Below are 26,980 nucleotides of genomic sequence, written 5' to 3' on the forward strand. Positions count from 1 at the left end.
CGAAGAAGGTCAAGGCCGGATTGCACCACGGAGGGCACAGAGAACACGGAGAAGAGCTGTTGTTGGCGTTGCAAACTCCACAGCAAAGAGGATGTACGAACGCTCCGGCCGGAATGACAGCGCGCAGGGCGTCCGTCCAGACACACCATGACGGATGGTTCGGCGTTGCGGGGTGGTCGGGATTACACCAACGTCGTCACGTAGCCCGGGCCGTCGGCATTCAGGCCAAAGCGCCACAGTTCCTGCGCCCTCCTTGCAGTCTACCCACCCTCCTGCAAAAGCCCTTGACCTTCTTCGTGCCTTCGTGCGCTTCGTGGTGAATAACAGGGCGCGGGCTTGGTTACGGGCGGTAGATGTCGGTGCCGGAGGGTGGGTCGAAGGTGAAGATGGCCGGGTCGAGGTCGGCGTTGCGCTCGGTCTCGTGGAAGCGGATAACGGTCTCCTGGCCGAAGATGTCGCGGAAGGCCATGCGGGTGAGATCCCCCTCCGCGGTCAAGTCCAGGTCCAGGCTGGTGAAGTCGGCCTGCTCGTTGCGCGGCACCAGCACCAGGCGCAGGGCGTCACCATCCGGCACCGGCTGCAATGACATGCGGAAGTGTTCGTCGAGGCGCTCCGGCTGAGTGATCGCGGCGATCGGGGTCGCATCGAAGGCATCGCCCAGCGGGCGCACCGTGGCCTGCGACAGGTCCGGGTCGTACATCCACAGGTCCTGGCCGTCGGAGACGATGGTCTGCGGGAACGGCTCGGTCACCTCCCAGTGCAGGCGGTTGGGCATGCCCAGCTGCATGCGCCCGTCGGACTCCTGCAGCACGTACCCCGTGTCGTCGCGCACCGTCTGGGTGAACACGGCGGAGAAGCTCTCCAGCCCGTCGACAAAGCGATCCAGCGCGGCGCGGGCATCCGCGGCGGGCGTGCGGTCAGCCGCCTGCACGGCGCCGGCGAACAGCACGGTCGAGACGACCACGGCCACCAGCAAGCGGGGAAGAAGACGAACGTTCATGCAAGCTCCGGAAGGATGGTTGACCTCATCCTGCGCCCGGTCGCTTAACCGGGCGTGAATGTATCGTTCGGGGATGGCGCACCACGTCACCGATCGGGAACATGGACCCTGTCGCTGCGCCGGGGTTCAAGGTGCTCAGTCGTTCGGCCCGGGCACCAGGACCTCACGGTTACCATTCGACTGGACGGGGCTGACCAGGCCGGCGGCCTCCATGTCCTCGACCATGCGCGCAGCGCGGTTGTAGCCGATCTTGAGGCGCCGCTGGACGAACGAGATCGAGGCCTTGCGTGACTCGATCACTACCTGAACCGCCTGATCATACAGCGGATCCGACTCGCTCTCGCCCCCCTCGGGCGACTCCAGCCCAGGGATGCTGGCCGCCCCCGCCTCGGGCTCCTCGAGGATCGACTCGTTGTAGTCCGGCTCGCCGGTGGACTTCAGGTACTCGACCACCTGATGTACCTCGTTATCCCCGACGAAGGCACCATGCACGCGCTCCGGCATCGCCTTGCCCGGCGGCAGGTAGAGCATGTCGCCGTGGCCCAGCAGGTGCTCGGCCCCCATCTGGTCGAGGATGGTGCGCGAATCCACCCGCGAGGACACCTGGAAGGCGATGCGGGTCGGGATATTCGCCTTGATCAAGCCGGTGATGACGTCCACCGACGGACGCTGGGTCGCCAGGATCAGGTGGATACCGGCGGCGCGGGCCTTCTGCGCCAGGCGCGCGATCAACTCCTCGACCTTCTTGCCGACCACCATGATCATATCGGCAAACTCGTCGACCACGATGACGATAAACGGCAGCGGCTCCAGTTCCGGCGCCTCGGTCTCGGTAATCGCTTCCTCGGGCTTGAACAGCGGATCCTTCAGGGGCTCGCCGGCGGCCTGGGCATCACGCACCTTCTTGTTGTAGCCGCCGATGTTGCGCACGCCCATTGCCGACATCAGCTTGTAGCGCCGCTCCATCTCCGCCACCGCCCAACGCAGGGCGTTGGAGGCGTCCTTCATGTCGGTCACGACCTCGCACAGCAGATGCGGGATGCCCTCGTACACGGACAGCTCCAGCATCTTCGGGTCGATCAGGATCAGCCGGACCTCGTCCGGAGTCGCCTTGTACAGCAGCGACAGCAGCATGGCGTTCACGCCCACCGATTTGCCGGAACCAGTCGTCCCGGCCACCAGCAGGTGCGGCATCTTCGCCAGATCCGCCATCACCGGGGCACCGCCGATATCCTTGCCCAGCGCCATGGTCAGCGGCGACTTGTTCGAGTCGAACAGGTCGGAGCGCAGGATCTCGGAGAGCGCCACGATCTCGCGATTCTCGTTCGGGATCTCCAGGCCCACCGTGGACTTGCCCGGGATCACCTCGACGATGCGCACCGCCATCACCGACAGCGAACGCGCCAGGTCGGTGGACAGCCCGGAGATACGCGAGGCCTTGACCCCGGCGGCCGGTTGCAGTTCGAAGCGCGTAATCACGGGGCCCGGCTGCACCGCGACCACCTCGACCTCCACGCCGAAATCCTTCAGCTTCAGCTCGACCAGCCGCGACAGCGCCTGCAGCGACTCCTCCGAAAAACCTTCGGGCGGCGGTGGCGGCTCGTCCAGCAGCGACAGCGGCGGGTTCGGATCGGCCCCGCTGCCCTCGGTGAACAGCGGAACCTGCTTCTCCTTCTGCACGCGCGGGCTGGGCGGCGGCGTCTCGATGCGCGGCTCTACCCGCGAGGGCGGCCGCTTCTCGGTGCGCTTGCGTTCCTTTTCCACGCGGGTCTCGCGCTCGGCGCGTTCGCGGGCGCCAATGCGCCGGTCACGGGCGGAGTCGATCGCCGCGCGGGTCCGCTCCCAACCGCGCACGGCCAGCTGGCCAAGACGGTCCATCAGCAGAAACCAGGACAACCCGGTGAACAAGGTCACCCCCGCGAGGAACAGCGCCAGCAGGACCAGCGTGCCACCCACCAGGCTCAACCCGGCGACCGCCCAGCCACCGAACAGATCGCCCAGGATGCCGCCGGCATGCACCGGCATGCCGCCCGGCATCAGGTGCAGCGCGGCCAGCGCCGACCCGGCGATCAGCGCCACGATCAGCGCCAGGCCCCGCACGGTCAGCTCCATCGGGCTGGCAATCTGCGCCTCGCGGCGATGCCGGAACAGCCACCAGCCAATACCGGCGACCGCCAGCGGGATCAGGTAGGCCAGATAGCCGAGCAGGTGGAAGGCGATATCCGCGAACCAGGCTCCTGTGGTACCGCCGAGATTGCGCAGGCCCTCGCCGTCGCCGGTGGTCGACCACGCCGCATCACCCGGGTGATAGCTGGCCAGCGCCACCAGCAGATAGAGCGCCAGCATGCCGAAGATCAGCAGCGCGCCCTCGCGCAGCCCGCGCAGCAGCTGCCCGCTCAGGCTCGGCGGGGCCGTCGGCTCCGCCGTCTTCTTGCCCTTGCCCCCGGTCTTGGCCTTGCTTGCGGCCATGCACTCCCCACTGGTCAGGCCCGCGCCGCGGGCAACTCGAATCATCGCGCAGTTTACCGGTTAAACCGGCGTTCGTGGGCGCGCCCGGCCCGGGCTGCGAACCGGTTCCGGGTCGGCGGACCAGATCCATCCCTCGCGCGCGGCGATCGCGGCCTCGTCTGCCGTCGGCGCCACCGCCTGCCCGTCCAGAAAATCGGCCCCGGCGAGCACGCACAGCACGGCATCCACCACATCGTCAGTGACATCGTCCAGGTCCGGCACGGGCACCTCGAAGGACCCCGGCAGCCGGGCTCGGACGTCGACCCGAGTCTCCCAGCCTCGGACCTTGCGCAAGGCGGCCGGATACACCTCGATCGCGGTCGAATCGGCAATCGGCCCGGCCACCCTGGGCAGCGGAAGCGACTGCCCGCTGTGGTCGCGCAGGGCCTGCAACAGGTTGACCGCCGCCAGCGCGGTACGCGCGATGAAGTTCGCTCCAACCTCCAGTGGTCGCTTGCCCAGGCGCTCCCGGATCACCCGGTCCGTATGACGGTGGAACATTGCATCGGCGTGCGCCGCGATGCCCGCCCCGGCCTGGTGCCCGGCCAGCTCGCTTGCCAGGCTCGATGGCCAGCCAAGCGGCGCATCCAGGCACAGCAGAACGGGTTCCGGCGTATCCATCCAGCCGCCCAGGATCGCGGCGGGCGGTTCAGTCGGGGATGCGCGCCGTGCCGCCTCCAGACGCAGAACCCCGCCGGACCAGCGGGCCAGAGCCAGGCCCGTCTTGCGTGGCTGGGTCGCACAATCGACCCCGATGATGCGGACGGTGCCGCTCACGGCCGCCGGCCCCAGACCGCGAACACCGGATCGGCATGCTCCAGTCGCCCGGCATACGGGTCGTCCGGGGGTCTCGGCAGCCCACGCAGGGAGAAGGTCGACAGATCCACGAAGCCGGCGCGCAGAAAGACGTCCAGGACCAGCCCCATGCGCTCGAAGTCGTACAGCGGCTCCCAGGCCGCGATCGCCTTGGTCGGAAAGCAGCGATCGGAGAACGTGACCATGAACACCCCGTCCGGGCGCAGCACCTCGCGTACCGCGCGGAACACCGCCTCGGGCTGCGTCAGATACTCGACCGACGCGGTACAGACCACGGCATCGAAGCTCGCCGCCGCATATGGCAGTTCCGGACGGAGGTTCAGGTCGTGCACGAGGGATGACGTCAGCCGGGGGTTGTCCGCCAGCTCCTCGGCGTTCATGCCCAGCCCGATCACGGCTTCCGGCGCCTCGACCCTGTCCAGGTGGGACTCCCAACTGCTCATCAGGTCAAGCACCCTCGCGCCTGGCGGGATGCAGGCGGCATACAGCGCGGCGATCTCGGCCCGCGCGGTCGCGTCCAGGTGGTGCACCCGGCGCGGCTCGGCATAGAACACCGCATCGGACTCCGGGTCCTCGCGCCCCAGCGCCCCGTCGGCCCAGAAGTCGGTCGGCCGTCCACGCCAGCGGCACTGCATGCCCGGCCCGCGGGCCGTCAGCAGCCGGGCGACATCTACCGTCCGCTCGTCGTCACGCCCAGACTCGTGGCGCGCCATGACCCGCGCCTGCAGCCGCAGCTCGTGCCCGGCCAGCGGATGATTCCGATCCGCCACCAGGTGATCACCCTCCAGCGCCCCGATCCGGAACAGCTCGCGATCCCCGGCCTCGATCCCCGCATGACCGGCAAGGAACGCACGCGGGTAGAAACGCCCCGCATGGGGCTCCACCCGGCGATGCCGGCGCAGGTCCCGGTTGAATGCCGACGCCGGGAGCTCCAGCACGCGGTCGGGCTCCTCTTGCGGAACCAGGGCCGCGGTGGCCTCGCGGGAGGCCTCGTGCGCCGCCCCCGCGCCCCACCCGCGCAGGGCGGCCCCGAGATCGCCCGGCCAGCGGTCTCGTTGCGGCTCCAGCCACGGCAGGAACAGACACTCCCGGTGACGGGCCTCGGCACTCACCCAGTCCAGCGTGAAGCCGACATCCACCGCCATTCCCTGCGTCGGTCGCGCTTCACTGTTGTTCGGATCGGCGAATGGATCCCGCATGAACACCCTCCCGGAGCAATTCCCAAGGGAAACACGGATCCATGTACACACTCGCGTTGGCACCCCAGGTTTTCCGAGACCAGGCGCGGTGCGCAGCCGGTAGTGGTTCTACCGGCAAGGGCCGCAACGCAGGATCGGGGAACCTGGGGCGCCAACCCCAAGGGGCTCGGCCGCTTTTGTGCGCGCACGGCGTTGCGGTTCCCTTGTGCAGAATGACTGCACGGCAGTCACCGCGCCTTGTTCGCACGCAAAAGCGACTCGAGCGCGAGTGTGTACATGGATCAGTGTTTCCCTAGACTGCCTCGTTGTCGATCTTCCGGTTATGGTACGGGCAAGCCCCCACCGGATGTCCGCATGCCCCGCACCCTCTGCTCGCCCTCGTTTGTGTCGCTGCTGGCCGGCGCAGTGTTCGTGTTCGCCACGTTGCTGACCCTGCCGTCCGCTCAGGCCGAGGGGGATGGGGCCCGCGGCATCGGCGCCGATTCGACCCTGCGCGTGGGGACGCGCTTCGTGCCACCGTTCGTGATTGCGCCGGAGGAGCCGGGCGCCGCTCCTTCCGGCATCGCCATCGAACTGTGGGAGCGGGTCGCCGAACGCATGGAACTGGACTCCGACTACCGGGCGACCAGCCTCGAGGGACTCATCGAGGGCCTGGGGGATGACCGTATCGATATCTCGGTCGCGGCCCTCACCGCGACCGCCGAACGCGCCGAACGGGTCGACTTCACCCATCCGTACTACAGCACCGGGCTGTCGATTGCCGTACCCCAGCAGGGCAACCCGGTCGCCGGGGCCCTGCGCGCGTTCATCTCCGTACCCTTCCTGATGGTCATCCTCGCGCTCTCCGGCCTGCTCCTGCTGGTGGGTGCGCTGCTGTGGCTGTTCGAACGCCGGCGCAACGCTGACGAGTTCGGCGGCAGTGCCGCACAAGGGCTCGGCTCCGCGTTCTGGTGGGCCGCCGTGACCATGACCACGGTGGGCTATGGCGACAAGGCCCCGCGCACGCTGCCCGGCCGCGCGATTGCGCTGGTCTGGATGTTCGCGGCGCTGATTCTGGTCTCCACCTTCACCGCCGCCATTGCGACCACGCTGACGGTCAGTTCGCTGGACACCGGCATCCAGAATGTCTCCGACCTGGAGGGCCAGCGCATCGCCACCATCGGCGGCTCCAGTGCCGCCGCCTGGCTGGACGACCAGGGCTTTGCCTACCGCGACCATGCGGACCTCGCCACCGCACTGGGCGCAGTCGCCGAGGGCCGCGCCGACGCCATGGTCTACGACGCTCCGCTGCTGCGCTATCAGGTCCGCGAGCACTTTGCGGGGCAACTGGAGGTCCTGCCGGTCGAGTTTCTGCGCCAGGACTATGCCCTGGCCCTGCCCCAGGGGTCGCCACTGCGCGCGCCGATGAACGTCGCTATCCTCGAGATTCTGGAATCCGACGAATGGCAGCGCGTGCTGCGGCGCTATCTCGGCAACTGACGGAACCCGTCACGGGGGGGGGCAGCATCATGGAGGAGACCTTTCTGATCGCGATCGTCGACCAGAACCGCGAGGAGCAGGCCCTGGCCATCGCCGCCGAGGAAGGCGGCGCGGACGGGGCGGTGATCCAGGGTTCGGGCCTCGGTTTCCCCGAGCACATGACCTTTCTCGGCGTGACCTACCAGGGCAACGAGTCGGTCTGCATCTGGCAGCTGGATACCGCGCGCGCCGAACGCATTGCGCAGCGCCTGAACCTGGAGCTCGACCTGTTCCAGCCCTACAACGGGCTTGCCTTCACCCTGGACGTGAACGCCCTTCAGGGCATGGAGTTCGTCGGCCACCTGACCACCACGCCCTGACGCCCCCGGATACGGAGACTCTGCCATGCAATTCGTTCTGCTCGCCGCCGTCATCCCGCGCAGCCTGGCCGACCGCGCGATCGAGATCGTTCAGCGCGACGGGGCCGCCGGCCTGACCCTACTGGATGCCCAGGGCATCGCCCAGCTACGGCGCAACCCGGTCATGGACCTGAAGGACACCTCCGGCCGCAAGGTGCTGCTGATGGTGCTGGAGTCCAGCCTTGCCCGGCGCATGCTGGACCACCTGGACGCGGAACTGGAACTGAGCCGACTGGGCAACGGGTTTGCCGTGACCCTGCCGATCAAGGACATCGCCGGCATCAAGCCGGAACAGATCGAGCACCTGCGCAAGACGCTCGGGAAACACTGAACGCGGCTCAACGCCAGGGCGGCTCCACGCCCTCGACCCGGTACTCGCGGCCCAGCGCGCGCAGCAGGCTGAAGCAGCAGAAGACCAGGATGATTGCCACTGGCAGCCCGGCGGTCAGGGAGCCGGTCTGCAGGCTGTCCAGCGCGCGCTCGCCGCCGACGATCAGCAGCGTCGCGGCCACCGCCCCCTCGGTAATCCCCCAGATCACCCGCTGGCGCTTCGGCGAGTGCTTCGAACCGCGCGAGATCAGTGCATCCACCACGTAGGTGCCGGAGGCCGACGAGGTGATGAAGTAGGTCGCGATCAGCAGGGTCGCCACGCCGGAGGCGATCGTGGTCCAGGGCAGCTGCGCGAGGGTCGCGTACAGGGCCACGGTGGTGTCCTCGGCGACCGCCGCGGCGATGCCCGCGCCGTCGTCGAACAGCTCCATGTGCAATGCAGTGCCGCCGAAGATCGCCATCCAGGCGAACACGAACAGGCTGGGCAGGGCGAGCACGCCGACGATGAACTCGCGGATGGTGCGCCCGCGCGAGATGCGCGCGATGAAGATGCCGACGAACGGCGACCAGGCGATCCACCACGCCCAGTAGAACATGGTCCAGTCCTTCTGCCACTGCGAACCGCCGATGGCGTCGGTGTGCAGGCTGAGCTGGATGATCTGCTGCAGATAACCACCGGTGGAGTCGAGGAAGAAGCGCAGGATGAACAATGTGGGCCCGGCGATCAGCACGAACAGCATGAAGCTGATCGCCAGCACCAGGTTGAACACGCTGACCCACTTCAGCCCGCGATCCAGCCCGGAGATCACCGACAGCACCGCCACCGCGGTGATCGCGGTAATGATGCCCACCTGCCACCAGTGCGAGACCGGCATGTCGACCAGCACGTTGAGCCCGGTATTGAGCTGCATCGCCCCGAAACCCAGCGAAGTCGCCAGCCCGAACAGGGTGCCGAACACCGCGAGGATGTCGATCACATGCCCGATCGGGCCGTAGATGCGATCCCCCAGCAGCGGGTAGAAGATCGAGCGGATGGTCAGCGGCAGGCGGTGCCGGAAGCTGAAATAGGCGACCGACAGCCCCAGCACCACGTACACCGCCCAGGCATGCAGGCCCCAGTGGAAGAAGGTGTAGACCATCGCCTGGCGTGCGGCCGCGTCGGTCTCGCCATCGCCGGTCGGCGGGTGCTGGTAGTGCAGGATCGGCTCGGCCACACTCCAGAACACGAGGCCAATCCCCATACCGGCGGAGAACAGCATCGCGAACCAGGCGGCAAAGCCGAACTCCGGCCGGTCGTCCGGCTGCCCCAGCCGGATCACGCCATAGCGGCTGAAACCCAGCCAGATCAAAAAGCCGAGGAAAAAGGTCACCACCAGCAGGTAGCCCCAGCCGAGATACTCGGTGATGAAGCCGTGGATGCTGGCGAACACCTCGCTGGCCGTGGACGGGAAGATCACCCCGAAGGCGACGAACACCACCACCATGATCGCGGAGGCGGTGAACACCGTCGGGTTCACCGTGGCGAAGAAGGCCTCCGGGCGATAGTGGCTCATGCCGCGGCCTCCCCGCGGGCCGGATCAGCCCGGCGCATCGGGATCCGTGCCCTCGTCGGCGGAGCACAGCGCCCCGGTGAGATCCGCCTCGTCCAGCACGTGCCCCTCGGCCACGGCATCGAACTGGCTGCGGGTCGCCCCCGCCTCCAGCTCCAGCTCGGCATCCAGCGCCAGCAGGCGGAAGCGGTAGTGATGACAGCCCTCCGGCGGTACCGGGCCGAGATAGCCAACCTTGCCGAAGGCATCCATCCCCACGCGCCCCTCGCGGGGCAGGTGCAGGGCATCCACGCAATGCGTATCCGGCGGCAGGTTCCAGACCAGCCAGTGAGTGACCTCCCCCAGCGGCGAATCCAGGTCCTCCAGGATCAGCGCGAGGCTGCGCGCGCCCGCCGGCACCTCGCGGATCTCCAGTTGCGGCAGCTCGTTGGCATCCCGCGCCGAGACCTCGACCGGCATCCGTTCTCCGTCAGCAAACGCCGGACTGCTCAATCGCATGGCCCGCATCCTCCTCCATGACCCGATTACAGGCTCGCCCGCGGCCGAGGGCGGGTCAAGCCGTGCGTCGGACAATCCGGGGCCGGATTGATCGGGATCAAGCCCGGACACTTTGACTGCCCATCGCACCCGCGTCCCGCGTACACTTCTCCCCATGGCACAACTGACCTTTCAGGGGGCGACCGGCGAGGTCACCGGATCGCGTTATCTCCTCGAGACCGACGACGCCCGCGTCCTGCTGGAATGCGGCATGTATCAGGGCAACAGCGATGCGGACGAGGCGAACCGCGCCCCGCTCGCCGAACTGGCGGAAAGCCTCGACGCGGTGGTGCTGTCACACGGCCACCTCGACCACTCGGGGCTCCTGCCCAAGCTGGTGCGCGATGGCTACCGCGGCCCGATCTACTGCACGCCGGGCACCGAGGAACTGCTCGAGATCATGCTCGAGGATGCCGCGTTCGTAATGAGCAAGGACATCGAGTGGGAGAACAAGTGGCGCCGGCGGGCGGACAAGCCGCTGCTGGAGCCGGTCTACGACATCGATGATGTCGCCACCACCCTCGGGCTGTGCGAGGCCGTGCCCTACGGCCAGGCGCGCAAGATCGCGGGCGGGATTGGCCTGACCTTTCGCGATGCCGGGCATATCCTCGGCTCCGCGATCGTGGACCTGATCGTGCCCGCTGGCGGTCGCGACCGGCACCTGGTGTTCTCGGGCGATCTCGGCAATGCCGACGCCGTGCTGATGCACGAGCCCGCGCGCCCGGAACACGCCGACCACGTGCTGCTGGAGAGCACCTACGGCGACCGCGACCACCGCCCGATGGAGGAGACGGTCGAGGAGTTCGCGCAGGTGCTGGCCGAGGCCGACAAGAGCGGCGGCAACGTGCTGATCCCGGCCTTCGCGGTCGGCCGCACCCAGGAGGTCCTCTACCACCTGAGCATGCTGCACCACGCCGGGCGCCTGCCGCAGCAAAAGGTCTTCCTCGACAGCCCGATGGCGATCAAGGTCACCGAGCTGTACGCCCGCCTGCGCCGAACGCTGGACCCGGAGGACATGGACCGGCTGCACCAGGCCGCGAATGGGGATCCGGCTGCCTACCTGCCCGGGCTGCAGGTCTGTCGCACGGTGGAAGAATCCATGGCGATCAACCGCATCACGGGCGGCGCGATCATCATCGCCGGCTCCGGCATGTGCAATGGCGGGCGCATTCGTCACCACATGAAATACAACCTGTGGCGGCGCGAGGCGCATCTGGTGATCGTCGGCTTCCAGGCCGCCGGCACGCTCGGGCGGCGTCTGGTGGACGGCGCCGAGAAGGTCAAGCTGCTGGGCGACGAGGTCGCGGTGAACGCCAAGATCCATACCCTGGGCGGCTTTTCCGCTCACGCCGGGCGCAGCCAGCTGCTCGACTGGGCACGCGGCTTTCAGGACCAGCCGGTGTTCCATCTGGTTCACGGCGAGCCGGAGGCGCGCGAGGCCCTGGCCGCCGGCCTGCGTGACGAGCTGGGGGCCGAGGCGCATGTGCCGGCCTTCGGCGAGACCATCACCCTGTAACGCCGCATCCCCACAGCTGCGATGCCGGAGGCCGAAGCCGTCAGCACCTACGCCCTGATCGCCGGTTTTCTCGGCGGTCTCGGCCTGTTCCTGCTCGGGATGACCCTGCTGACCGACGGCCTGAAGACCGCCGGCGGCAAGGCGTTGCAGCATATCCTCGGGCAATGGACCCGCACCCGGCCGCGCGCCCTCGCCTCGGGCATGGGCGTGACCGCACTGGTGCAGTCCTCCAGCGCGGTCACCGTGGCCACCATCGGCTTCGCCAACGCCGGCCTGCTGACGCTCGGACAGTCGGTCTGGGTGATCTTCGGCTCTAACGTCGGCACCACCATGACCGGCTGGCTGGTCGCGCTGATCGGCTTCAACATCCGCATCGAGGCCTTCGCCCTGCCGGCGATCGGCATCGGCGCCCTGCTCTACCTGTTCATGAAGGCCGCGCGGCCGCGCTACCTGGGACTGGCCCTGGCCGGCTTCGGGTTGCTGTTCTTCGGCATCGACGTACTGCGCGAGGCCTTCGAGGGGCTTAGTGCCACCTTCGACCTGGGCGCGCTGGCCCGCCCCGGCTTCCTCGGGCTGGTCATCATGGTCGGCATCGGCGCGCTGCTGACCGTGCTGATGCAGAGCTCCTCGGCCTCCATGGCCATGGCCCTGACCGCCGCGATGAGCGGTGCGGTCCCGCTGGAGGCGGCCGCCGCGGCCGTGATCGGCGCCAACCTCGGCACCACGGTCAAGGCGCTGCTGGTGGTGATCGGCGCGACCCCGAACGCCAAGCGCGTCGCCGCAGCCCATGTGATCTTCAACGGCCTGACCGCAATCGTCGCGCTGCTGATCCTGCCCTGGTTCCTGGCCGCGATCGCCTGGATCTGGGGCAGCACCGGCGAGGCCCCGGCCCCGGCGGTGCTGCTGGCGCTGTTCCACACTGCGTTCAACCTGCTGGGCGTGGCGCTGATGGTCCCGGTCGCCCCGCCGATGATCCGCTGGCTGCAGACTCGCTTTCGCACCACCGAGGAAGACATCGCCCGGCCCCAGTATCTGGACCGCAGCAGTTCCGGGGTACCGGATCTCGCCCTGCAGTCGCTGATCCAGGAGACCGAACGCCTGGCCGATATCGGCCATTCGATGGCACGCGAGGCCTTGCAGGCCACCCCGCCAGCTGCCGGCATCCTCGATCGCCGGCGCCTGGCCGCGGAGCAGCTCACCCAGGCCATTGCCGAGTTCGCGGCCCATACCGCCAACCACCCGATGCCGGAACAGGTCGGGCACGGCATCGCCGAGGCCGTGCGCGTCGCCCGTTACCACCGCGAGGTCGCCATACTGGCCGACGAGATCGCCGATCTGCGCCGCCAGTCCAGCGGCGAGGAGCGCCCGATCGTGACCGAGCAGCGCCGCGCCTGGCAGGAACAGGCGATACGCGCCCTGGACCTGTGCAATCTGGAGGCGGACGACGGTGACAATGGCCATGATCTGGCCGCCGCCGAGGCCGTGGACGCGGTGGAAACCACCTACGCCGAACTGAAGGCCGCCCTGCTACGCGAGGGCACCTTCGGCTCGCTGAGCATGGCCGAGATGGAACGCCAGCTGCGGATCATCAGCATGGCGCGGCGCCTGGTCACTCAGGCGGCCAAGGCGCGTCACCACACCGAGGCGCTGAAAGACCAGATCCGGGGGCTGCGCAAGGGAAACACGGATTGATGTACACGCTCGCGTTGGCAATGGAGAACGCATGATCGACCGGGACACGCTGCAGGACGCGATCGCGAACCACCGGGCTGAGGCCCTGACCTTTGACGGGCTGGAATACGCCCGGCTGCTGGAACCGGTGAACCACTACCCGCGTGGTTCCGTGGTGCTGCCGGACGGCTCGGTGGTGCCCGGCTACCCGGCCATTGGGCGGATCCAGTCACTGGAGGCCGGCTTGCCGCGCCAGTTCGAGCAGCCGTTCTGGGCGGAGGAAAAGATCGACGGCTTCAACGTGCGCATCCTGCGCCGGGACGGCCGGGTCTACGCCTTCAGTCGGGGCGGTTTCGTCTGCGCCTTCAGCACCGACCGGGTGCCCGATTTCGTGGACCTCGGGGTGTTCGACGCCGAGCCCGACCTGGTGCTGTGCGCGGAGATCGCCGGACCGGACACCCCCTACCTGGAAGGCTCCACGCCGCGCGTGGCACAGGATGTTGGCCTGTTCGTGTTCGACCTGATGCGGTTGGGCCGCCCCGGATTCGTGCCACAGGACGAGAAATTCGCCCTGATGGAGCGCCACCAGCTACCCCCGGCACCCCTGCACGGACGGTTCACGCCCGCGGACAGCGCAGCACTGGGACGCCTGATCCGGCAACTGGATGCGGAGGGGGCCGAGGGGCTGGTACTGAAGACCGCGGACGGCCAGCACCGCGCCAAGTACGTGGCCGGGGGCTCCTGCATCAACGACATCCGCGTGTGTTCCGAGCAGCTGCTGGACCTCCCGCCGGAGTACTTCACCAATCGCCTGACCCGCCTGGCGGTGTTCCTAGCGGAGCACCCGCCCAGTGAACGTGCCGCCGTGGAACGGGAACTGGGCGAGGCCCTGCTGTCCGGGCTGGCGACCGCAGTGGACAAGAGCCGGCGCGAGGGACGCGTCGGCCACACCTACCGCTGCCGCTTTCGCGAGCGCGCGGGGGCGCAGCGCTTTGTCGACCACATGCAGGCAACCGGCGGGCGCCACGTGCGCTTCCTGCCGGGCACCCCGCGTCAGGAAGAAAGCGGCTACTGGCTGCTGGAGTTCGAACGCCTGTTCGACCGCATCACCGGCACCCTCGCCTCGGCCCTGGCGGGTGACCGGCAATACGACTGAGCCCTTCGCCTGCTTGCAGGCGAACACGGGAAAGGCCCCGACTTGCGGCCTCAGGCGCCGCCCTGACCGGGGATGCCCGACTCGGAGAGGTTCTCCATCACCTGGCGCAGGTAGTCGGCGGTGACCAGCTTGATGCCCATGCGGTTGCCCAGCTTGCGCATGCCCTCGTCGGCGCTGGCCAGCTCGGCATCCAGCTCCATCGCCAGCAGCACGGCATCGACATCCTCGCGCGAGTCCACCAGGCCTTTGCGCATGGCCTCGCGGAAACGCTCGCGCAGCTGCGTGATCAGCTCCGGGCGCAGCGACTCGGCCGCCCCCGCCTGGCGCGTGTGCTCCTCGGCGATGCGCAGGCCGCGGTCGATGCGGGTGCGCACCTCGTCGATGAACTCGTAGAGGATGTCGCTCGGCAGGGTCAGGGCGAAACGGCGCGGGGAGCGCACCCAGACCACGGTCTCGAAGTCGGCCGCCAGGGCCTCGAGGTCGCGCATGCCGCGAAACTCCTCGTACACCGACAGCGGCATGTAGAACTCGGCGGGGCAGTGGCGCGCCAGATTGAGAAAGGTCCGCAGGATGTCCTCGGGGTCCTCGCCGAACTGCCCGGCTACATGCGGGTTGGTAAAGACGCTGGTATCCAGCACGAATCGGCGCATCACGACCTCCTGTCGGCTCCCTTCATCATCGGCAGGGGCCGGCGGCCCGTCAACCGGCCCGCGACACCCCGCCCACGCCAACGCATGTGGCATAATCGGCGCGTCTTTACCCAGCCGGACACGGATTGCCCTTGGCCACCCGAGCGGAAGTCGAAAAATTCCTGGAGCGCCTGCGCGAGGACCTCGAACGTCACCAGATCGAGATCCCGACCCTGCCCGATGTCTCGGTGCAGGCGCTGTTCATCACCCAGGACGAATCCAGCTCCATCGCCGATCTGGTCAACCTGATCTCGCGCGACACGGCCCTGGCTTCGCGCCTGGTGCGCCATGCCAACAGCCCGGCCTACCGGGGGCTGACCCGCTGCGCCACCATCCGCTCCGCGGTCACCCGCCTGGGCATGGAGCGCGCCCGCCAGACCATCATCGCGCTGTCCATGAAGGAGGTCTTCCAGAGCGGGAACGAGGCCATCCGCATCCGGATGGAGGAGCTGTGGAACCACAGCCTGGAGGTGGCGATCATCAGCTACCTGTTGGCCCGTCGCCACCCCCATCTGGACCCGGACACCGCCCTGCTCGCCGGGCTGGTCCACGATATCGGCATGATCCCGATCCTGCGCCGCGCCGAGAAGACCCAGGAGATCTACGAGGATCCACGCGCCCTGCAGGCCGCGGCCGATGCCGCGCACGTCGCCATCGGCCGCGCGATGCTGAAGAACTGGAACTTCGAGCCGGAGATCATCCGCGCCGTGGCCGAACACGAAAACCTCAAGCGCGAGCCGGAGGAAGGCGAACCGGTCAATTACAGCGACATTCTGCAGGCCGCCAACATCGAGAGCCACAACGCCACCCGGCATCGACTGGCCCATATCGACCGCAGCTCGGTCGCCTCCATCCGCCGTCTGGCGGCCAAGCCCGGCACCACCCGCCTGAACTGGGAAGACGACGCAATCGGCCTGGAACACGTCAACCAGATGATCGAATGAACCCCGCGGGGCGCGGGCGGTCTTCTCCTTACCTCCCGAGGAAGGACGCCCGATGCCCGCCATTCTCCAGCTCGTCTACGCCTCGCGCGCCACCTTCCGCGAGAACACCTCCAGCCAGGGCATCGAGCCCGAAGTCAGCCGCATCCTGATGCAGTCACGCCAGAACAACCCGCGCAGCGGGATTGTCGGCGCGCTCTATTACGGGGATGGCCACTTCTTCCAGTGCCTGGAGGGCGAGCCCGAGGCCGTCCGCGGCACCCTGGAGCGGATCCGGCGTGACGATCGCCACGAGGAGGTACGGGTGCTGCGCGAGCAGTCACTGGAGAGCCCGGGATTTGGCGAATGGTCGATGAAGTACGTCCCCGCCGCCGGGGACGTGCGTCAGCTGCTGCAGCGCTTTGGCCAGCGGGAATTCGATCCATTTACCTTCGACGACGAACGCATTGACGCGATGCTGGACCTGCTGCGCCAGGGCAACGACACGCCGCCCCATACGGCCGCGGCCACACCGACCTCCAGCGAGGCCACGCGCGGAACAAACCGGCTGCTGATCGGGGTCGGGGTACTGGCGGCGGCCGTCGTCGCGGGGCTCCTCGGGGTGGCGGCCTACCTGCTGCTGACGGCCTGATCACGCCCGCGCGGCTATTCCCACTCGATGGTGGCCGGGGGCTTGCCGGAGATGTCGTAGGTCACGCGCGAGATGCCGGGGATCTCGTTGATGATCCGGCGCGAGACGTGGTCGAGGAAGTCGTACGGCAGGTGCGCCCAGCGGGCGGTCATGAAGTCGATGGTCTCCACCGCACGCAGCGCGACCACGTAGTCGTAGCGCCGGCCGTCGCCCATCACCCCGACCGACTTAACCGGCAGGAACACCGCAAATGCCTGCGAGGTCTTGTCGTACAGATCGGCCTTGCGCAGTTCCTCGATAAAGATCGCATCCGCCCGGCGCAGCAGCTCGGCGTATTCCTTCTTCACCTCGCCGAGGATGCGCACGCCCAGCCCCGGCCCCGGGAACGGGTGGCGGTAGACCATCTCGGTGGGCAGGCCCAGCTCCACGCCGATCTTGCGCACCTCGTCCTTGAACAGCTCGCGCAGCGGCTCCACCAGACCCAGCTTCATGTTCTCCGGCAGCCCGCCCACGTTGTGGTGCGACTTGATCACATGCGCCTTGCCGGTCTTGGAGTCGGCCGACTCGATCACGTCCGGGTAGATCGTGCCCTGGGCCAGCCATTGCACGTTGTTCAGCTTCGCGGCCTCCTCGTCGAACACGTCGATGAACAGCCCGCCGATGACCTTGCGCTTGGCCTCCGGGTCCTCGACCCCGGCGAGCGCACGCATGAAGCGGTCCTCGGCATCCACGCGGATCACGTTCACGCCCATGTGGCGCGCGAAGGTCGCCATCACGTGGTCGCCCTCGCCCTCGCGCAGCAGTCCGGTGTCCACGAACACGCAGGTCAGCTGGTCGCCGATCGCCTTGTGCAGCAGCGCACCGACCACCGAGGAGTCCACCCCGCCGGACAGGCCCAGCACCACGTGGTCGTCCCCGACCTGTTCGCGCACCCGCGCGGCCATGTCGTCGATGATGTTGTCGGCGGTCCACAGCGCCTCGCAGCCACAGATCTCGTGCAGGAAGCGTTCGATGATGCGCTGGCCCTGGGTCGTGTGCGTGACCTCGGGATGGAACTGCACGCCGTAGAAGCCGCGCTCCGGGTCGGCCATGCCGGCGATCGGCGCGGAGTCGGTGGAGGCCATCAGGCGAAAGCCCTCCGGCATTTCGGTCACGTGGTCGCCATGCGACATCCACACGTCCAGCAGGCCGTAGCCCTCCGGTGTGGTGTGATCCTCGATGTCGCGCAAAAGCGGGGTATGACCGCGGGCGCGCACCTGGGCGTAGCCGAACTCCCGGCGCTCGGAGGGCTCGACCCGGCCGCCCAATTGCGCGGCCATGGTCTGCATGCCGTAGCAGATCCCCAGCACCGGCACGCCCAGCTCGAACACTGTGTCCTCGGCGCGCGGCGGCTGATCGATATTCACCGACTCCGGGCCGCCGGACAGGATGATCCCGGTGGGATTGAACGCGCGGATGTCCGCCGCCGGCATGTCCCAGGCGTGCACCTCGGAGTAGACCCCGGCCTCGCGCACGCGGCGGGCGATCAGCTGGGTGTACTGGGAGCCGAAGTCCAGCACCAGAATGCGGTGGGCGTGAAGATCCTGGGTCATGAGGTCATCCGCTATACCGGCCGGACGGCCGGTGGGGTATCGGGACCGGGCCGTGACGGGCCGGTCAGTCCATTCGGTAGTTCGGGGCTTCCTTGGTGATCGCCACGTCGTGCACGTGGCTCTCGCGCATGCCGGCGGCGGTCACGCGGACGAAGTGCGGCTTGGTCCGCATCTCTTCGATGTTGTGCGCGCCGACATACCCCATGGACGAGCGCAGCCCACCCATCAGCTGGTAGATGATCGCGACGATCGAGCCCTTGTACGGCACGCGACCCTCGATGCCCTCGGGCACGAACTTGTCGGCCGATGCGTTCGGGTCCTGGAAATAGCGATCCGAGGAGCCCTGCTGCATCGCGCCCAGCGAGCCCATGCCGCGATAGATCTTGTAGGAGCGGCCCTGGTAGAGCTCGACCTCGCCCGGGGCCTCCTCGGTCCCGGCGAACATCGAACCCAGCATCACGCAGTCCGCGCCCGCGGCGATCGCCTTGGCCAGGTCCCCGGAGAAACGCACGCCGCCGTCGGCGATCAGCGGCACGCCGGTGCCCTGGAGCGCCTCGGCCACATCCGAGATCGCGGTGATCTGCGGCACGCCCACGCCGGCCACAATGCGGGTGGTGCAGATCGAGCCCGGCCCGATCCCCACCTTCACGCCATCCGCCCCGGCCGCGACCAGGTCCTTCGCGGCGGCGGCGGTGGCGATGTTGCCGCCGACCACCTGCACGTCCGGGTAGTGCTTCTTCACCCAGGCAACGCGGTCGAGCACGCCCTGAGAATGACCGTGCGCGGTATCCACCACCAGCACATCCACCCCGGCCTCGACCAGCGCGGCCACGCGCTCGTCCGTGCCATCGCCCACGCCGACCGCCGCGCCCACGCGCAGGCGGCCGCGCTCGTCCTTGGAGGCATTGGGATGCTCGGTGGACTTCTGGATGTCCTTGACGGTGATCATCCCGCGCAGCTGGAAGTCGTCGTTGACCACCAGCACCTTCTCGATGCGATGCTTGTGCAGCAGTTCCAGCACCATCTCGCGGTCGGCCCCCTCGGGCACGGTCACCAGTCGGTCGCGCGGGGTCATGATCTCGGTGACCGGCGCCTCCATCCGCGTCTCGAAGCGCAGGTCACGGGAGGTCACGATGCCGACCAGATCGTTCCCATCCACCACTGGCACGCCGGAGATGTGATTGGCCTCGGTGAGCTCCACCACCTGACCGATAGTGGCGCCCGGGCCGATGGTGATCGGCTCGCTGATCACGCCGCTTTCGTATTTCTTGACCTGCCGGACCTCGGCCGCCTGGGCCTCCACCGACATGTTCTTGTGGACGATACCGAGCCCGCCCTCCTGAGCCATCGCGATCGCCAGGCTGGCCTCGGTGACCGTATCCATCGCCGCCGACACCACCGGGGCGGAGAGCGTGATCTCGCGGGTGATCCGGGTACTCAAATCGACATCGCGCGGAACGACATCCGAATGTCCCGGGATCAGCAGCACGTCATCAAAGGTAAGGGCTTCACCGAGTATCCGCATGCACCACTCCAGGACAGGCCCGCCGGGACGCAGGGGGAGGAAATCCCGGGGGTAGATAAATAGCCCTTCAGTATAGAATTCGCACTCTCCCGCGACAAGCGCACACAGGCCTGCGAAGGGCGGATCGCAGACGCTGCCGGAGCACCCTGATAGGATGCCGGTTCACTCCGGACCCTCCGCCAGGCGAGAACCCATGCCCGAACGCGCGCCCCCGGCCCGCATCACCCGCCGCTCCGCGCTGGCCCTGCTGCTGGCCCCCGGCCTCGGCCTGGCCACCGCGTCCAGCGCCCAAGCCGACTGGTGGCGCTTCGGCCAGGACATGTTCCGCGCGCTGATCACACGGCCGCCAGAGTTCTCCGGGCTGTCCACCGCAGAGCTGATCGAGGCCGTCCACGAAGCACTGGTCATCGCGACCCACGCGGCCTCCGAGACCCTCAGCCGGCGCAACGGCTTCTACGGCAATCCCGACGTGCGCATCCCCCTGCCCGAGGTACTCGCGACCACCCGGCGCTCCCTGGGGCGCCTGGGTATGGCCGCGCCGCTGGACACCCTGGAGGAGCGCATGAACCGCGCAGCCGAGGACGCCGTCTGGCAGGCACGGGAGCCCTTCATCCGGGCCATCTTCGCCCTCGACCTGGACAATGCACGGGGCATCCTGCTGGGCGACGAGGACGCCGCCACCCGCCATCTGGAGGCCCACATGCGCCCGCGCCTGACCGATGCCATGCGCCCGGCCGTGGAGAGCAGCCTGGACGCCGTGGAGGCCCTGACAACCTATCGCGAACTGGAGGCGCGCATGCGCGACATCCCGTTCCTCGCGAACGTGCGCCTGGACCTTGCCGAGCACGTGCTGGAGCACACCATGGACGGCCTGTTCCATGCCATGGCCGAGGAAGAGGCCCGCCTGCGGGTCGACCCGGTCGGGCGCGGCACCGACGTGTTCCAGCGCGTCTTCAACCGCCTGTAAGCGAGGGCCGCATGAGCGATACCCCGGTCTTTTCCGTCACCGAACTCAACCAGTGCGCCGACGGGCTGCTCCGCGACGGCCTCGGCGTGGTGCGCGTCGAGGGCGAAGTCTCCAACCTGCGCCAGTATGCCTCGGGCCACCAGTACTTCTCGCTGAAGGACGAGAACGCCTCGGTGAACTGCGTGCTGTTTCGCGGCAAGGCGCGCCAGGCGGCGCGTTTTGCCGACGGCGACGCGGTTCAGATCCGCGGGCGCGCCGGGATCTACGGCGCCCGTGGCCAGTTCCAGATCATCGTCGAGGCCCTGCAGCCGGCCGGCGAGGGGCGCCTGCTGGCCGCCTTCCAGCGGCTCAAGGAGAAACTCGCCGCCGAGGGCCTGTTCGACGCCGAGCGCAAGCAGCCGCTGCCCGCCTGGACCCGCCGCCTGGGCGTGATCACCTCCACCCAGGGCGACGTGCGCCACGACATCGAGCGCACCCTGGCGCGGCGCTTCCCGCTGCTGCTGCCGGTCACGCTTTACCCCACCGCCGTGCAGGGCGCGCAGGCCGCCGGCCAGATCGTCGCGGCGCTGGAACAGGCTGCGGCCGAGGGCCGGGTCGACGTGATTATCCTCGCCCGTGGCGGCGGCTCGCTGGAGGACCTGCAGGCCTTCAACGAGGAGAGCGTCGCACGCGCGATCGCCGCCTGCCCCATCCCGATCGTCACCGGCGTGGGGCACGAGACCGACACCACCATCGCCGACTTCGTCGCCGATCTGCGCGCCTCCACGCCGACCGCCGCGGCGGAGGCCGTCAGCCCGGATGCCGCCACCCTGCGCCACCAGCTGGCGCGGGCCCGCGAACGCCTCACCGGCCTGCTAGGCCAGCGCATCGCGCGCCACCGGCAGACCCTCACCGCCCTGCACACCCGCCTGGAGCGCCGCCACCCCAGCCAGCTCCTGGAGCGCAATGCCCAGCGCCTGGACGACCAGCGCGAGCGCCTGAACCGCGCCTGGTCACGCCTCGAGGAACGCGCCCGATCGCGGCTGCAGCGCGCCCAGTTGCGCCTGGCCGGGGCCTCGCCCGGCAACCGCCTGACTGCCGCGCGCATGCGTCTGGAGCACCTGCGCCAGCGTCTGGCCCGGGTGCGCCCCGACCACGACATCACCCAGCGGCGGGAGGCCCTGGCGCGGCTCCAGCGGCAACTGGAGTGCGCCACCCGGCAGGCGCTCGCCACCCGCCAGCGCCACCTGGATGCCACCGCGCGCCAGCTCCGCTCCCTGGACCCGGAGGCGGTACTGGAACGCGGCTACGCGATCCTGCAGACCCCCGAGGGCGAGGTCCTGCGCCGCGCGGACCAGACCGCCCCCGGCCAGCACCTGCGCGCACGCCTGGCGCGCGGCCGCCTGGACCTCGACGTCACCGCCACCCAAACCGACGACTGAAGCGCGCGACCTCCGCCTTTAAGGAGACGCTGATTGAATCGCACGTCCGCGCTCGAGTCGCTTTTGCGTGCGAACAAGGCGCGGTGACTGCCGTGCAGTCATTCTGCACAAAGGAGCCGCAACGCCGTTCCCGCGCAAAAGCGGCCGAGCCCCTGCTTTCAATAGCTTGTGGGGTTGGTGCCCCCTGTTCCCCGATCCTGCGTTGCGCCGCTTGCGGGTAGAACCACTACCCGCTGCACGACGCGCCTTGTCTCGGAAAACAGGGGGCACCAACGCGGACGTGCGATTCAATCAGCGTCTCCTTAACCACGGAGGCCCTGAGCCCGTAGCAGGGACCCGTGAGGCGCGGGGTCATCCCGGGCCGCAGCGCGGCGCAGAGCCGGGATGGCGATCGGCTCGGCACACGCAATACACCGTGGGAGCGTGCTTGCACGCGAAGCCCCTGCCAGAGTCGGACGCGGGCAGGGGCTTCGCGTGCAAGCACGCTCCCACAGGGGGTGCATGGAGCCCCGCCGAGGGCGGCTGGGTACGAACGCGTACGCGCTCGCAGGCGAATCAGGAGAGCAGGACGAGATTGTCGCGGTGGATCAGCTCCGGCTCCAGCAGGTAGCCCAGCTCCGCCTCGATGCGGTCGGCGCGCTGGCCGCGGATGCGCTGGATCTCGCTGGCCCCGTAGTTGGTGAGCCCGCGCGCCACCGCGACCCCGTCCGGGTCCAGGCAGGTCACCATCTCGCCGCGGCGGAAATCGCCCTCGACTCCGACCACCCCCACCGGCAGCAGGCTGCTGCCCGACTCGCGCAACACGCGCGCGGCCCCGGCATCCAGCTGCAACTGCCCGCGCGAGTGCAGCTGATCCGCCAGCCAGCGCTTGCGCGCCGCCAGGGGTTCGCGGTCCGGCTTCAGCCAGGTACCCAGCGGCTCGCCCTTCAGCACCCGCCCCATCACCTGCGCCTCGCGCCCGGAGGCGATCACGGTATGCGTACCGGAGCGCGCCGCGCGTTCGGCGGCCAGCAGCTTGGTCGCCATGCCGCCGCGCCCCAGGCGCCCGAAGTCAGTGGCCACGTAGTGGTGCAACTGGGCATCCGAGGCCCGTCCTTCGGCGATCAGGCGGGCGTCCGCATGCTTGCGCGGATCGCGGTCGAACAAGCCATCCTGGTCGGTCAGGATCAGCAGCAGGTCGGCCACCACCAGGTTGGCGACCAGCGCCGCCAGGGTGTCGTTGTCCCCCAGCCGGATCTCCTCGTAGGCCACCGTGTCGTTCTCGTTGACCACCGGGATCGTGCCCATCTCCAGCAGCGCCTGCATGGTGCTGCGGGCATTCAGGTAGCGCGAGCGATCGGCCAGGTCGTCGTGGGTCAGCAGGACCTGGGCCGCGTGCAGGTCGTGGCTGGCGAACTCGCGCTCGTAGGCCTGCACCAGCCCCATCTGCCCGACCGCCGCGGCCGCCTGCACGTGATGCAACTGGTGCGGCCGTTCGGTCATGCCCAGCCGCCGCATGCCCTCGGCCACCGCTCCACTGGAGACCAGGATGACCTCCAGACCACGGCGGCGAAGCGCCGCGATCTGGTGCGCCCAGGACTCCAGCGCCGGGCGGTCGAGCCCGGCCCCATCCGCGGTGATCAGGGCACTCCCGATCTTGACCACCACCCGGCGGATCGCCGGGAGCGCACGCATGTCCCCCGCGGTCACGCGGGGTCCTCCGGGTTGGCGATCGCGTCGCGCCGGCCGGCCTCGGCCGCTGCCTGCGCGGTCTCTTCGACATGGCGCATCACGGCCTGGAGCAGGGCATCCACGCCCTCGCCGGTCGCGGCGGAGATGGCGAACACCGGACGTTCCGACCCCTGATCGGCGCGCACCCGCTCGACCAGGGCCGCCAGATCCTCGGGGTCCAGCAGCTCCTTCTTGTTCAGCACGATCCAGCGCGGCAACGCGGCCAGCTGGTCGCTGTGGTGCTCGAGCTCGGTGATCGCGGTGCGCAGATCCACCAGCGGGTCGGCCTCCGGGTCGGGCGGCGCCACGTCCACCAAGTGCAGCAACAGCCGCGTGCGCGCCAGGTGCTTGAGGAACCGCGTGCCCAGGCCGGCCCCCTCGGCCGCGCCCTCGATCAGCCCGGGGATGTCGGCGATCACGAAGCTCTGGTTCACGCCAATGCGCACCACGCCCAGTTGCGGGATCAGGGTAGTGAACGGATAGTCGGCGATCTTCGGACGCGCGGCGGAGGCGCGCGCGAGCAGCGTGGACTTGCCCGCGTTCGGCAGCCCCAGCAGCCCGACATCCGCCAGCACCATCAGCTCCAGCGACAGCTTGCGCAGCTCGCCCGGCGTGCCCGGCTTGCTCTGGCGCGGCGCCTGGTTGGTGGAGGACTTGTAGCGCGTGTTGCCGAGCCCGTGGAAGCCCCCCTGCGCGACCAGCAGCCGCTGGCCCTCGTGGGTCACGTCCCCGAGGATCTCGTCGGTCTCGGCATCGCGCACCTGGGTGCCGACCGGGACCGGGATCTCCAGGTCCTCGCCGGAGGCCCCGGTGCGCTGGCGCCCCATGCCGTTCTCGCCACGCTGGGCATCGAAACGACGCTGGTAACGGAAGTCGGCCAGGGTATTCAGGCCCTCGTCACCCACCAGCCACACGGAGCCACCATCCCCGCCGTCGCCCCCGTCCGGGCCGCCAAAGGGGATGTACTTCTCGCGGCGGAAGCTGACACAGCCGTTGCCGCCGTCGCCGGCCTTCACGGTGATGGTGGCCTCGTCGATGAACTTCATTGCTTGTTTCCCGCAGTACAGAACAAAAAAAGCCCCGTCGAACGGGGCTTTTCGCGAACGCTTCGCTAGGGAGACGCTGATTGAATCGCACGTCCGCGCTCGAGTCGCTTTTGCGTGCGAACAAGGCGCGGTGACCGCCGTGCAGTCATTCTGCACAAGGGAGCCGCAACGCCGTTCCCGCGCAAAAGCGGCCGAGCCCCTGCTTTCAATGGCTTGTGGGGTTGGTGCCCCCTGTTCCCCGATCCTGCGTTGCGCCGCTTGCGGGTAGAACCACTACCCGCTGCCCGTCGCGCCTTGTCTCGGAAAACAGGGGGCACCAACGCGGACGTGCGATTCAATCAGCGTCTCCCTAGCCGGCCGGCTTATTGCTGCGGCTGGACGCTCACGAAACGACGGTTGTGCGGACCACCCACCTTGAAGACGACCTGGCCGTCGACCTTGGCGAACAGCGTATGGTCCTTGCCGCAACCCACGCCCTCGCCGGGATGATACTGCGTCCCGCGCTGACGAACGAGGATGTTGCCGGCGCGCACGACCTGACCACCAAAGCGCTTCACGCCAAGGCGTTTGCTCTCGGAATCGCGCCCGTTGCGGGTACTCCCGCCTGCCTTCTTATGTGCCATGGTTCAGTTCTCCTGAATGCCTGCGCCGATCAGCCGGCGATGCCGGTGATGCGCACGGTGGTGTAGTGCTGGCGGTGCCCCATCTGCTTCTGGGAATGCTTGCGCCGCCGGAATTTCATGATGTGGACCTTCTTGGCGCGGCCATGGTCTTCGACCTTGGCGGTGACCTTGCCACCGTCCACCAGCGGGGCCCCGACGCGGACATCGTCACCCGCACCGACCATCAGCACCTGGTCGAATTCGACCTCGGAACCGGCCTCGGCCTCGAGCTTTTCGATGCGAATCACGTCGCCTTCGGCGACGCGGTACTGTTTACCACCTGTTGCGATGATCGCGTACATTTCCCTGGGACTCCGTTGCGATACCTTGTGTGGACCAGCCGACGGGACTGGTCTCGCGAAAGGGCGGAAATGCTAGCAGCGCTTCGCTTGCGGGTCAATGCCGGGACCAGCCTGTCTCCAGCGGGCGCACGGCCTTGCGGTTCCCTTGTACAGAATGGCTGCACGGCAGTCACCAGGCATTGAACGCACGCAAAAGCGACTCGCGCGCGAGCGTGTACATTCATCAGTGCTTCTCTGTCTGGAAGACAAGCCGCGCCCGCACCCGCGCGAGCTTGTACATTCGGTGGCGTTTCCCTAGCATGCCTTCGCCCCTCCCGACCACTCTCAGAGCCGGCTTGCCTACCCCCATGTCCATTGACGCGATCCGAGAACTGGCGGCCGACGACATGCAGGCCGTCGATCAGTGCATCCGCGAGCGCCTGAGCTCGCCGGTGGTGCTGATCAACCAGCTCGGGCACTACATCATCCACTCGGGCGGCAAGCGCCTGCGGCCGCTGCTGGCCACGCTGTCCGCGCGCGCCTGCCATGTGCAGGGCCAGGACCCCGTCACGCTGGCGGCGGTGGTGGAGTTCATCCATACCGCGACCCTGCTGCACGACGACGTGGTCGACGCCTCCGAGATGCGCCGCGGCAACGAGACCGCCAACCATATCTTCGGCAACGAGGCCGCGGTGCTGGTGGGCGACTTTCTCTACTCGCGCGCGTTCGAGATGATGGTCGAGGTCGGCTCCATGCGGGTGATGGAGATCCTCTCCCACGCGACCAACGTGATCGCCGAGGGCGAGGTCATGCAGCTGATGAACTGCCACGACGCCGACGTCGACGAGCAGCGCTACATGCACGTGATCCAGTCGAAGACCGCCAAGCTGTTCGAGGCCGCCTGCCAGCTGGGCGCAATCCTGGGCGAACGCCCGCAGGCCGACGAACAGGCGCTGGCGCGCTACGGCATGCATCTGGGCACCGCCTTCCAGCTGATCGACGATGTCCTCGACTACTCCTCGGATGACGAGGTCACCGGCAAGCGCATGGGGGACGACCTCGCCGAGGGCAAGCCCACCCTGCCGCTGATCCACGCCCTGCGCGTCGGCACACCGGAGCAGCAGGCGATCGTGCGCCAGGCCATCGAGGACGGCGGGCGCGACCGGGTCGACACGGTGCTGCAGGTGGTGCACGGGACGGACGGCCTGGCCTATACCCGGTCCCGCGCGGAGGCGGAAACCGACGCCGCGATCGAGGCCATCTCCACCCTGCCCGACTCACCGCACCGCCAAGCGCTGATCGACCTCGCCCGCTTCGCCGTCAGGCGCAACCACTGACGACCGCGCCCGACCCGA

24 protein-coding genes are annotated in these 26,980 nt (G+C 68.5%); 11 read left to right on the plus strand and 13 right to left on the minus strand.

Going from position 1 to position 26,980, the window contains the following annotated elements; all coding sequences use genetic code 11:
• Positions 1–340 precede the first annotated feature (340 nt).
• The 4 genes from lolA to D105_RS0107250 form a co-directional block, all read right to left on the minus strand.
• Complete coding sequence (gene lolA / locus D105_RS0107235; protein ID WP_026279212.1) at positions 341–1,000, minus strand: outer membrane lipoprotein chaperone LolA; 660 nt, start codon at positions 998–1,000, stop codon at positions 341–343.
• Positions 1,001–1,135: 135 nt separating this feature from the next.
• On the minus strand, positions 1,136–3,469 hold the full coding sequence (locus D105_RS0107240) for a DNA translocase FtsK (RefSeq protein WP_038032825.1): 2,334 nt from the start codon (positions 3,467–3,469) through the stop codon (positions 1,136–1,138).
• 60 nt (positions 3,470–3,529) lie between these two features.
• Positions 3,530–4,285 carry a DUF429 domain-containing protein gene (locus D105_RS0107245; protein ID WP_018866398.1) on the minus strand — a complete coding sequence of 252 codons (756 nt, stop codon included), beginning with the start codon at positions 4,283–4,285 and terminating at the stop codon, positions 3,530–3,532.
• On the minus strand, positions 4,282–5,523 hold the full coding sequence (locus D105_RS0107250; RefSeq protein WP_018878010.1) for a methyltransferase domain-containing protein: 1,242 nt from the start codon (positions 5,521–5,523) through the stop codon (positions 4,282–4,284). The genes D105_RS0107245 and D105_RS0107250 overlap by 4 nt, the downstream gene beginning before the upstream one ends.
• A 354-nt stretch (positions 5,524–5,877) precedes the next feature.
• Between D105_RS0107250 and D105_RS0107255 the strand changes: the two genes are divergently transcribed.
• The 3 genes from D105_RS0107255 to D105_RS0107265 are packed head-to-tail and all read left to right on the plus strand — an operon-like array spanning position 5,878 to position 7,731.
• Positions 5,878–7,002, plus strand: a complete 1,125-nt coding sequence (locus D105_RS0107255; protein WP_018878011.1) for a transporter substrate-binding domain-containing protein — start codon at positions 5,878–5,880, stop codon at positions 7,000–7,002.
• Between the two features lie 29 nt (positions 7,003–7,031).
• Positions 7,032–7,361, plus strand: a complete 330-nt coding sequence (locus tag D105_RS0107260; protein ID WP_018866395.1) for a hypothetical protein — start codon at positions 7,032–7,034, stop codon at positions 7,359–7,361.
• 25 nt (positions 7,362–7,386) lie between these two features.
• A complete protein-coding gene (locus tag D105_RS0107265) occupies positions 7,387–7,731 on the plus strand; it encodes a hypothetical protein (protein ID WP_018872340.1) in 345 nt (114 codons plus the stop codon).
• A gap of 7 nt (positions 7,732–7,738) precedes the next feature.
• On the opposite strand, the gene D105_RS0107270 is transcribed toward D105_RS0107265, so the two are convergent.
• Together D105_RS0107270 and D105_RS0107275 are read right to left on the minus strand one after the other, a co-directional pair.
• Positions 7,739–9,283, minus strand: a complete 1,545-nt coding sequence (locus tag D105_RS0107270) for a BCCT family transporter (protein WP_018878012.1) — start codon at positions 9,281–9,283, stop codon at positions 7,739–7,741.
• Between the two features lie 24 nt (positions 9,284–9,307).
• A complete protein-coding gene (locus D105_RS0107275; RefSeq protein ID WP_018878013.1) occupies positions 9,308–9,739 on the minus strand; it encodes a YbhB/YbcL family Raf kinase inhibitor-like protein in 432 nt (143 codons plus the stop codon).
• Positions 9,740–9,932: 193 nt separating this feature from the next.
• Here D105_RS0107275 and D105_RS0107280 point away from each other — a divergent pair, with 193 nt between their 5' ends.
• The 3 genes from D105_RS0107280 to D105_RS0107290 are packed head-to-tail and all read left to right on the plus strand — an operon-like array spanning position 9,933 to position 14,160.
• Entirely contained in the window at positions 9,933–11,333 is a 1,401-nt protein-coding gene (locus tag D105_RS0107280) for an MBL fold metallo-hydrolase RNA specificity domain-containing protein (RefSeq protein ID WP_018878014.1), read from the plus strand.
• A 21-nt stretch (positions 11,334–11,354) separates the two neighbouring features.
• Positions 11,355–13,025: a Na/Pi cotransporter family protein gene (locus D105_RS0107285; RefSeq protein WP_018878015.1), complete on the plus strand. Its 1,671-nt coding sequence runs from the start codon at positions 11,355–11,357 to the stop codon at positions 13,023–13,025.
• Between the two features lie 31 nt (positions 13,026–13,056).
• Positions 13,057–14,160 carry an RNA ligase gene (locus tag D105_RS0107290; RefSeq protein ID WP_018878016.1) on the plus strand — a complete coding sequence of 368 codons (1,104 nt, stop codon included), beginning with the start codon at positions 13,057–13,059 and terminating at the stop codon, positions 14,158–14,160.
• Positions 14,161–14,210: 50 nt separating this feature from the next.
• On the opposite strand, the gene D105_RS0107295 is transcribed toward D105_RS0107290, so the two are convergent.
• Positions 14,211–14,810 carry an RNA ligase partner protein gene (locus D105_RS0107295; RefSeq protein ID WP_017941871.1) on the minus strand — a complete coding sequence of 200 codons (600 nt, stop codon included), beginning with the start codon at positions 14,808–14,810 and terminating at the stop codon, positions 14,211–14,213.
• A gap of 131 nt (positions 14,811–14,941) precedes the next feature.
• Between D105_RS0107295 and D105_RS0107300 the strand changes: the two genes are divergently transcribed.
• Positions 14,942–15,793 carry an HDOD domain-containing protein gene (locus D105_RS0107300; RefSeq protein WP_018876981.1) on the plus strand — a complete coding sequence of 284 codons (852 nt, stop codon included), beginning with the start codon at positions 14,942–14,944 and terminating at the stop codon, positions 15,791–15,793.
• A 52-nt stretch (positions 15,794–15,845) separates the two neighbouring features.
• Entirely contained in the window at positions 15,846–16,421 is a 576-nt protein-coding gene (locus D105_RS0107305; protein WP_018878017.1) for a BLUF domain-containing protein, read from the plus strand.
• A 14-nt stretch (positions 16,422–16,435) separates the two neighbouring features.
• On the opposite strand, the gene guaA is transcribed toward D105_RS0107305, so the two are convergent.
• Positions 16,436–18,013: a glutamine-hydrolyzing GMP synthase gene (gene guaA, locus D105_RS0107310; RefSeq protein WP_018878018.1), complete on the minus strand. Its 1,578-nt coding sequence runs from the start codon at positions 18,011–18,013 to the stop codon at positions 16,436–16,438.
• A gap of 64 nt (positions 18,014–18,077) precedes the next feature.
• Positions 18,078–19,538: an IMP dehydrogenase gene (guaB, locus tag D105_RS0107315; protein WP_018866382.1), complete on the minus strand. Its 1,461-nt coding sequence runs from the start codon at positions 19,536–19,538 to the stop codon at positions 18,078–18,080.
• A 193-nt stretch (positions 19,539–19,731) separates the two neighbouring features.
• Here guaB and D105_RS0107320 point away from each other — a divergent pair, with 193 nt between their 5' ends.
• Together D105_RS0107320 and xseA are read left to right on the plus strand one after the other, a co-directional pair.
• The gene (locus tag D105_RS0107320; RefSeq protein WP_018878019.1) at positions 19,732–20,505 is read left to right on the plus strand and encodes a DUF4197 domain-containing protein; all 774 of its coding nucleotides are present in this window, start codon (positions 19,732–19,734) and stop codon (positions 20,503–20,505) included.
• Positions 20,506–20,516: 11 nt separating this feature from the next.
• Positions 20,517–21,926, plus strand: a complete 1,410-nt coding sequence (gene xseA, locus D105_RS0107325) for an exodeoxyribonuclease VII large subunit (protein WP_018878020.1) — start codon at positions 20,517–20,519, stop codon at positions 21,924–21,926.
• A 555-nt stretch (positions 21,927–22,481) separates the two neighbouring features.
• Here the strand turns inward: xseA and proB are convergent.
• From proB to rplU, 4 genes are all read right to left on the minus strand, one after another.
• A complete protein-coding gene (proB, locus tag D105_RS0107330) occupies positions 22,482–23,615 on the minus strand; it encodes a glutamate 5-kinase (RefSeq protein ID WP_018878021.1) in 1,134 nt (377 codons plus the stop codon).
• A complete protein-coding gene (gene cgtA / locus D105_RS0107335) occupies positions 23,612–24,682 on the minus strand; it encodes an Obg family GTPase CgtA (protein WP_018878022.1) in 1,071 nt (356 codons plus the stop codon). Before cgtA ends, proB begins: the two co-directional genes overlap by 4 nt.
• A gap of 362 nt (positions 24,683–25,044) precedes the next feature.
• Positions 25,045–25,305: a 50S ribosomal protein L27 gene (gene rpmA / locus D105_RS0107340; RefSeq protein WP_018867867.1), complete on the minus strand. Its 261-nt coding sequence runs from the start codon at positions 25,303–25,305 to the stop codon at positions 25,045–25,047.
• A 29-nt stretch (positions 25,306–25,334) separates the two neighbouring features.
• Positions 25,335–25,646: a 50S ribosomal protein L21 gene (gene rplU, locus D105_RS0107345; protein WP_017941885.1), complete on the minus strand. Its 312-nt coding sequence runs from the start codon at positions 25,644–25,646 to the stop codon at positions 25,335–25,337.
• Between the two features lie 347 nt (positions 25,647–25,993).
• On the opposite strand from rplU, the gene ispB reads away from it, so the two are divergent.
• Positions 25,994–26,962: an octaprenyl diphosphate synthase gene (gene ispB, locus D105_RS0107355; protein WP_018878024.1), complete on the plus strand. Its 969-nt coding sequence runs from the start codon at positions 25,994–25,996 to the stop codon at positions 26,960–26,962.
• Positions 26,963–26,980 lie beyond the last annotated feature (18 nt).

It is taken from the genome of Thioalkalivibrio sp. ALE28, assembly GCF_000377425.1.
GTDB lineage: Bacteria > Pseudomonadota > Gammaproteobacteria > Ectothiorhodospirales > Ectothiorhodospiraceae > Thioalkalivibrio.

Excerpts from the sequence above, each read along its gene's own strand:
- lolA (WP_026279212.1), bottom strand. The coding sequence starts at position 1,000 with ATGAACGTTCGTCTTCTTCCCCGCTTGCTGGTGGCCGTGGTCGTCTCG.
- D105_RS0107240 (WP_038032825.1), bottom strand. The coding sequence starts at position 3,469 with ATGGCCGCAAGCAAGGCCAAGACCGGGGGCAAGGGCAAGAAGACGGCG.
- D105_RS0107250 (WP_018878010.1), bottom strand. The coding sequence starts at position 5,523 with ATGCGGGATCCATTCGCCGATCCGAACAACAGTGAAGCGCGACCGACG.
- D105_RS0107255 (WP_018878011.1), top strand. The coding sequence starts at position 5,878 with ATGCCCCGCACCCTCTGCTCGCCCTCGTTTGTGTCGCTGCTGGCCGGC.
- D105_RS0107260 (WP_018866395.1), top strand. The coding sequence starts at position 7,032 with ATGGAGGAGACCTTTCTGATCGCGATCGTCGACCAGAACCGCGAGGAG.
- D105_RS0107265 (WP_018872340.1), top strand. The coding sequence starts at position 7,387 with ATGCAATTCGTTCTGCTCGCCGCCGTCATCCCGCGCAGCCTGGCCGAC.
- D105_RS0107270 (WP_018878012.1), bottom strand. The coding sequence starts at position 9,283 with ATGAGCCACTATCGCCCGGAGGCCTTCTTCGCCACGGTGAACCCGACG.
- D105_RS0107275 (WP_018878013.1), bottom strand. The coding sequence starts at position 9,739 with ATGCCGGTCGAGGTCTCGGCGCGGGATGCCAACGAGCTGCCGCAACTG.
- D105_RS0107280 (WP_018878014.1), top strand. The coding sequence starts at position 9,933 with ATGGCACAACTGACCTTTCAGGGGGCGACCGGCGAGGTCACCGGATCG.
- D105_RS0107285 (WP_018878015.1), top strand. The coding sequence starts at position 11,355 with ATGCCGGAGGCCGAAGCCGTCAGCACCTACGCCCTGATCGCCGGTTTT.
- D105_RS0107290 (WP_018878016.1), top strand. The coding sequence starts at position 13,057 with ATGATCGACCGGGACACGCTGCAGGACGCGATCGCGAACCACCGGGCT.
- D105_RS0107295 (WP_017941871.1), bottom strand. The coding sequence starts at position 14,810 with ATGCGCCGATTCGTGCTGGATACCAGCGTCTTTACCAACCCGCATGTA.
- D105_RS0107305 (WP_018878017.1), top strand. The coding sequence starts at position 15,846 with ATGCCCGCCATTCTCCAGCTCGTCTACGCCTCGCGCGCCACCTTCCGC.
- guaA (WP_018878018.1), bottom strand. The coding sequence starts at position 18,013 with ATGACCCAGGATCTTCACGCCCACCGCATTCTGGTGCTGGACTTCGGC.
- guaB (WP_018866382.1), bottom strand. The coding sequence starts at position 19,538 with ATGCGGATACTCGGTGAAGCCCTTACCTTTGATGACGTGCTGCTGATC.
- D105_RS0107320 (WP_018878019.1), top strand. The coding sequence starts at position 19,732 with ATGCCCGAACGCGCGCCCCCGGCCCGCATCACCCGCCGCTCCGCGCTG.
- xseA (WP_018878020.1), top strand. The coding sequence starts at position 20,517 with ATGAGCGATACCCCGGTCTTTTCCGTCACCGAACTCAACCAGTGCGCC.
- cgtA (WP_018878022.1), bottom strand. The coding sequence starts at position 24,682 with ATGAAGTTCATCGACGAGGCCACCATCACCGTGAAGGCCGGCGACGGC.
- rpmA (WP_018867867.1), bottom strand. The coding sequence starts at position 25,305 with ATGGCACATAAGAAGGCAGGCGGGAGTACCCGCAACGGGCGCGATTCC.
- rplU (WP_017941885.1), bottom strand. The coding sequence starts at position 25,646 with ATGTACGCGATCATCGCAACAGGTGGTAAACAGTACCGCGTCGCCGAA.
- ispB (WP_018878024.1), top strand. The coding sequence starts at position 25,994 with ATGTCCATTGACGCGATCCGAGAACTGGCGGCCGACGACATGCAGGCC.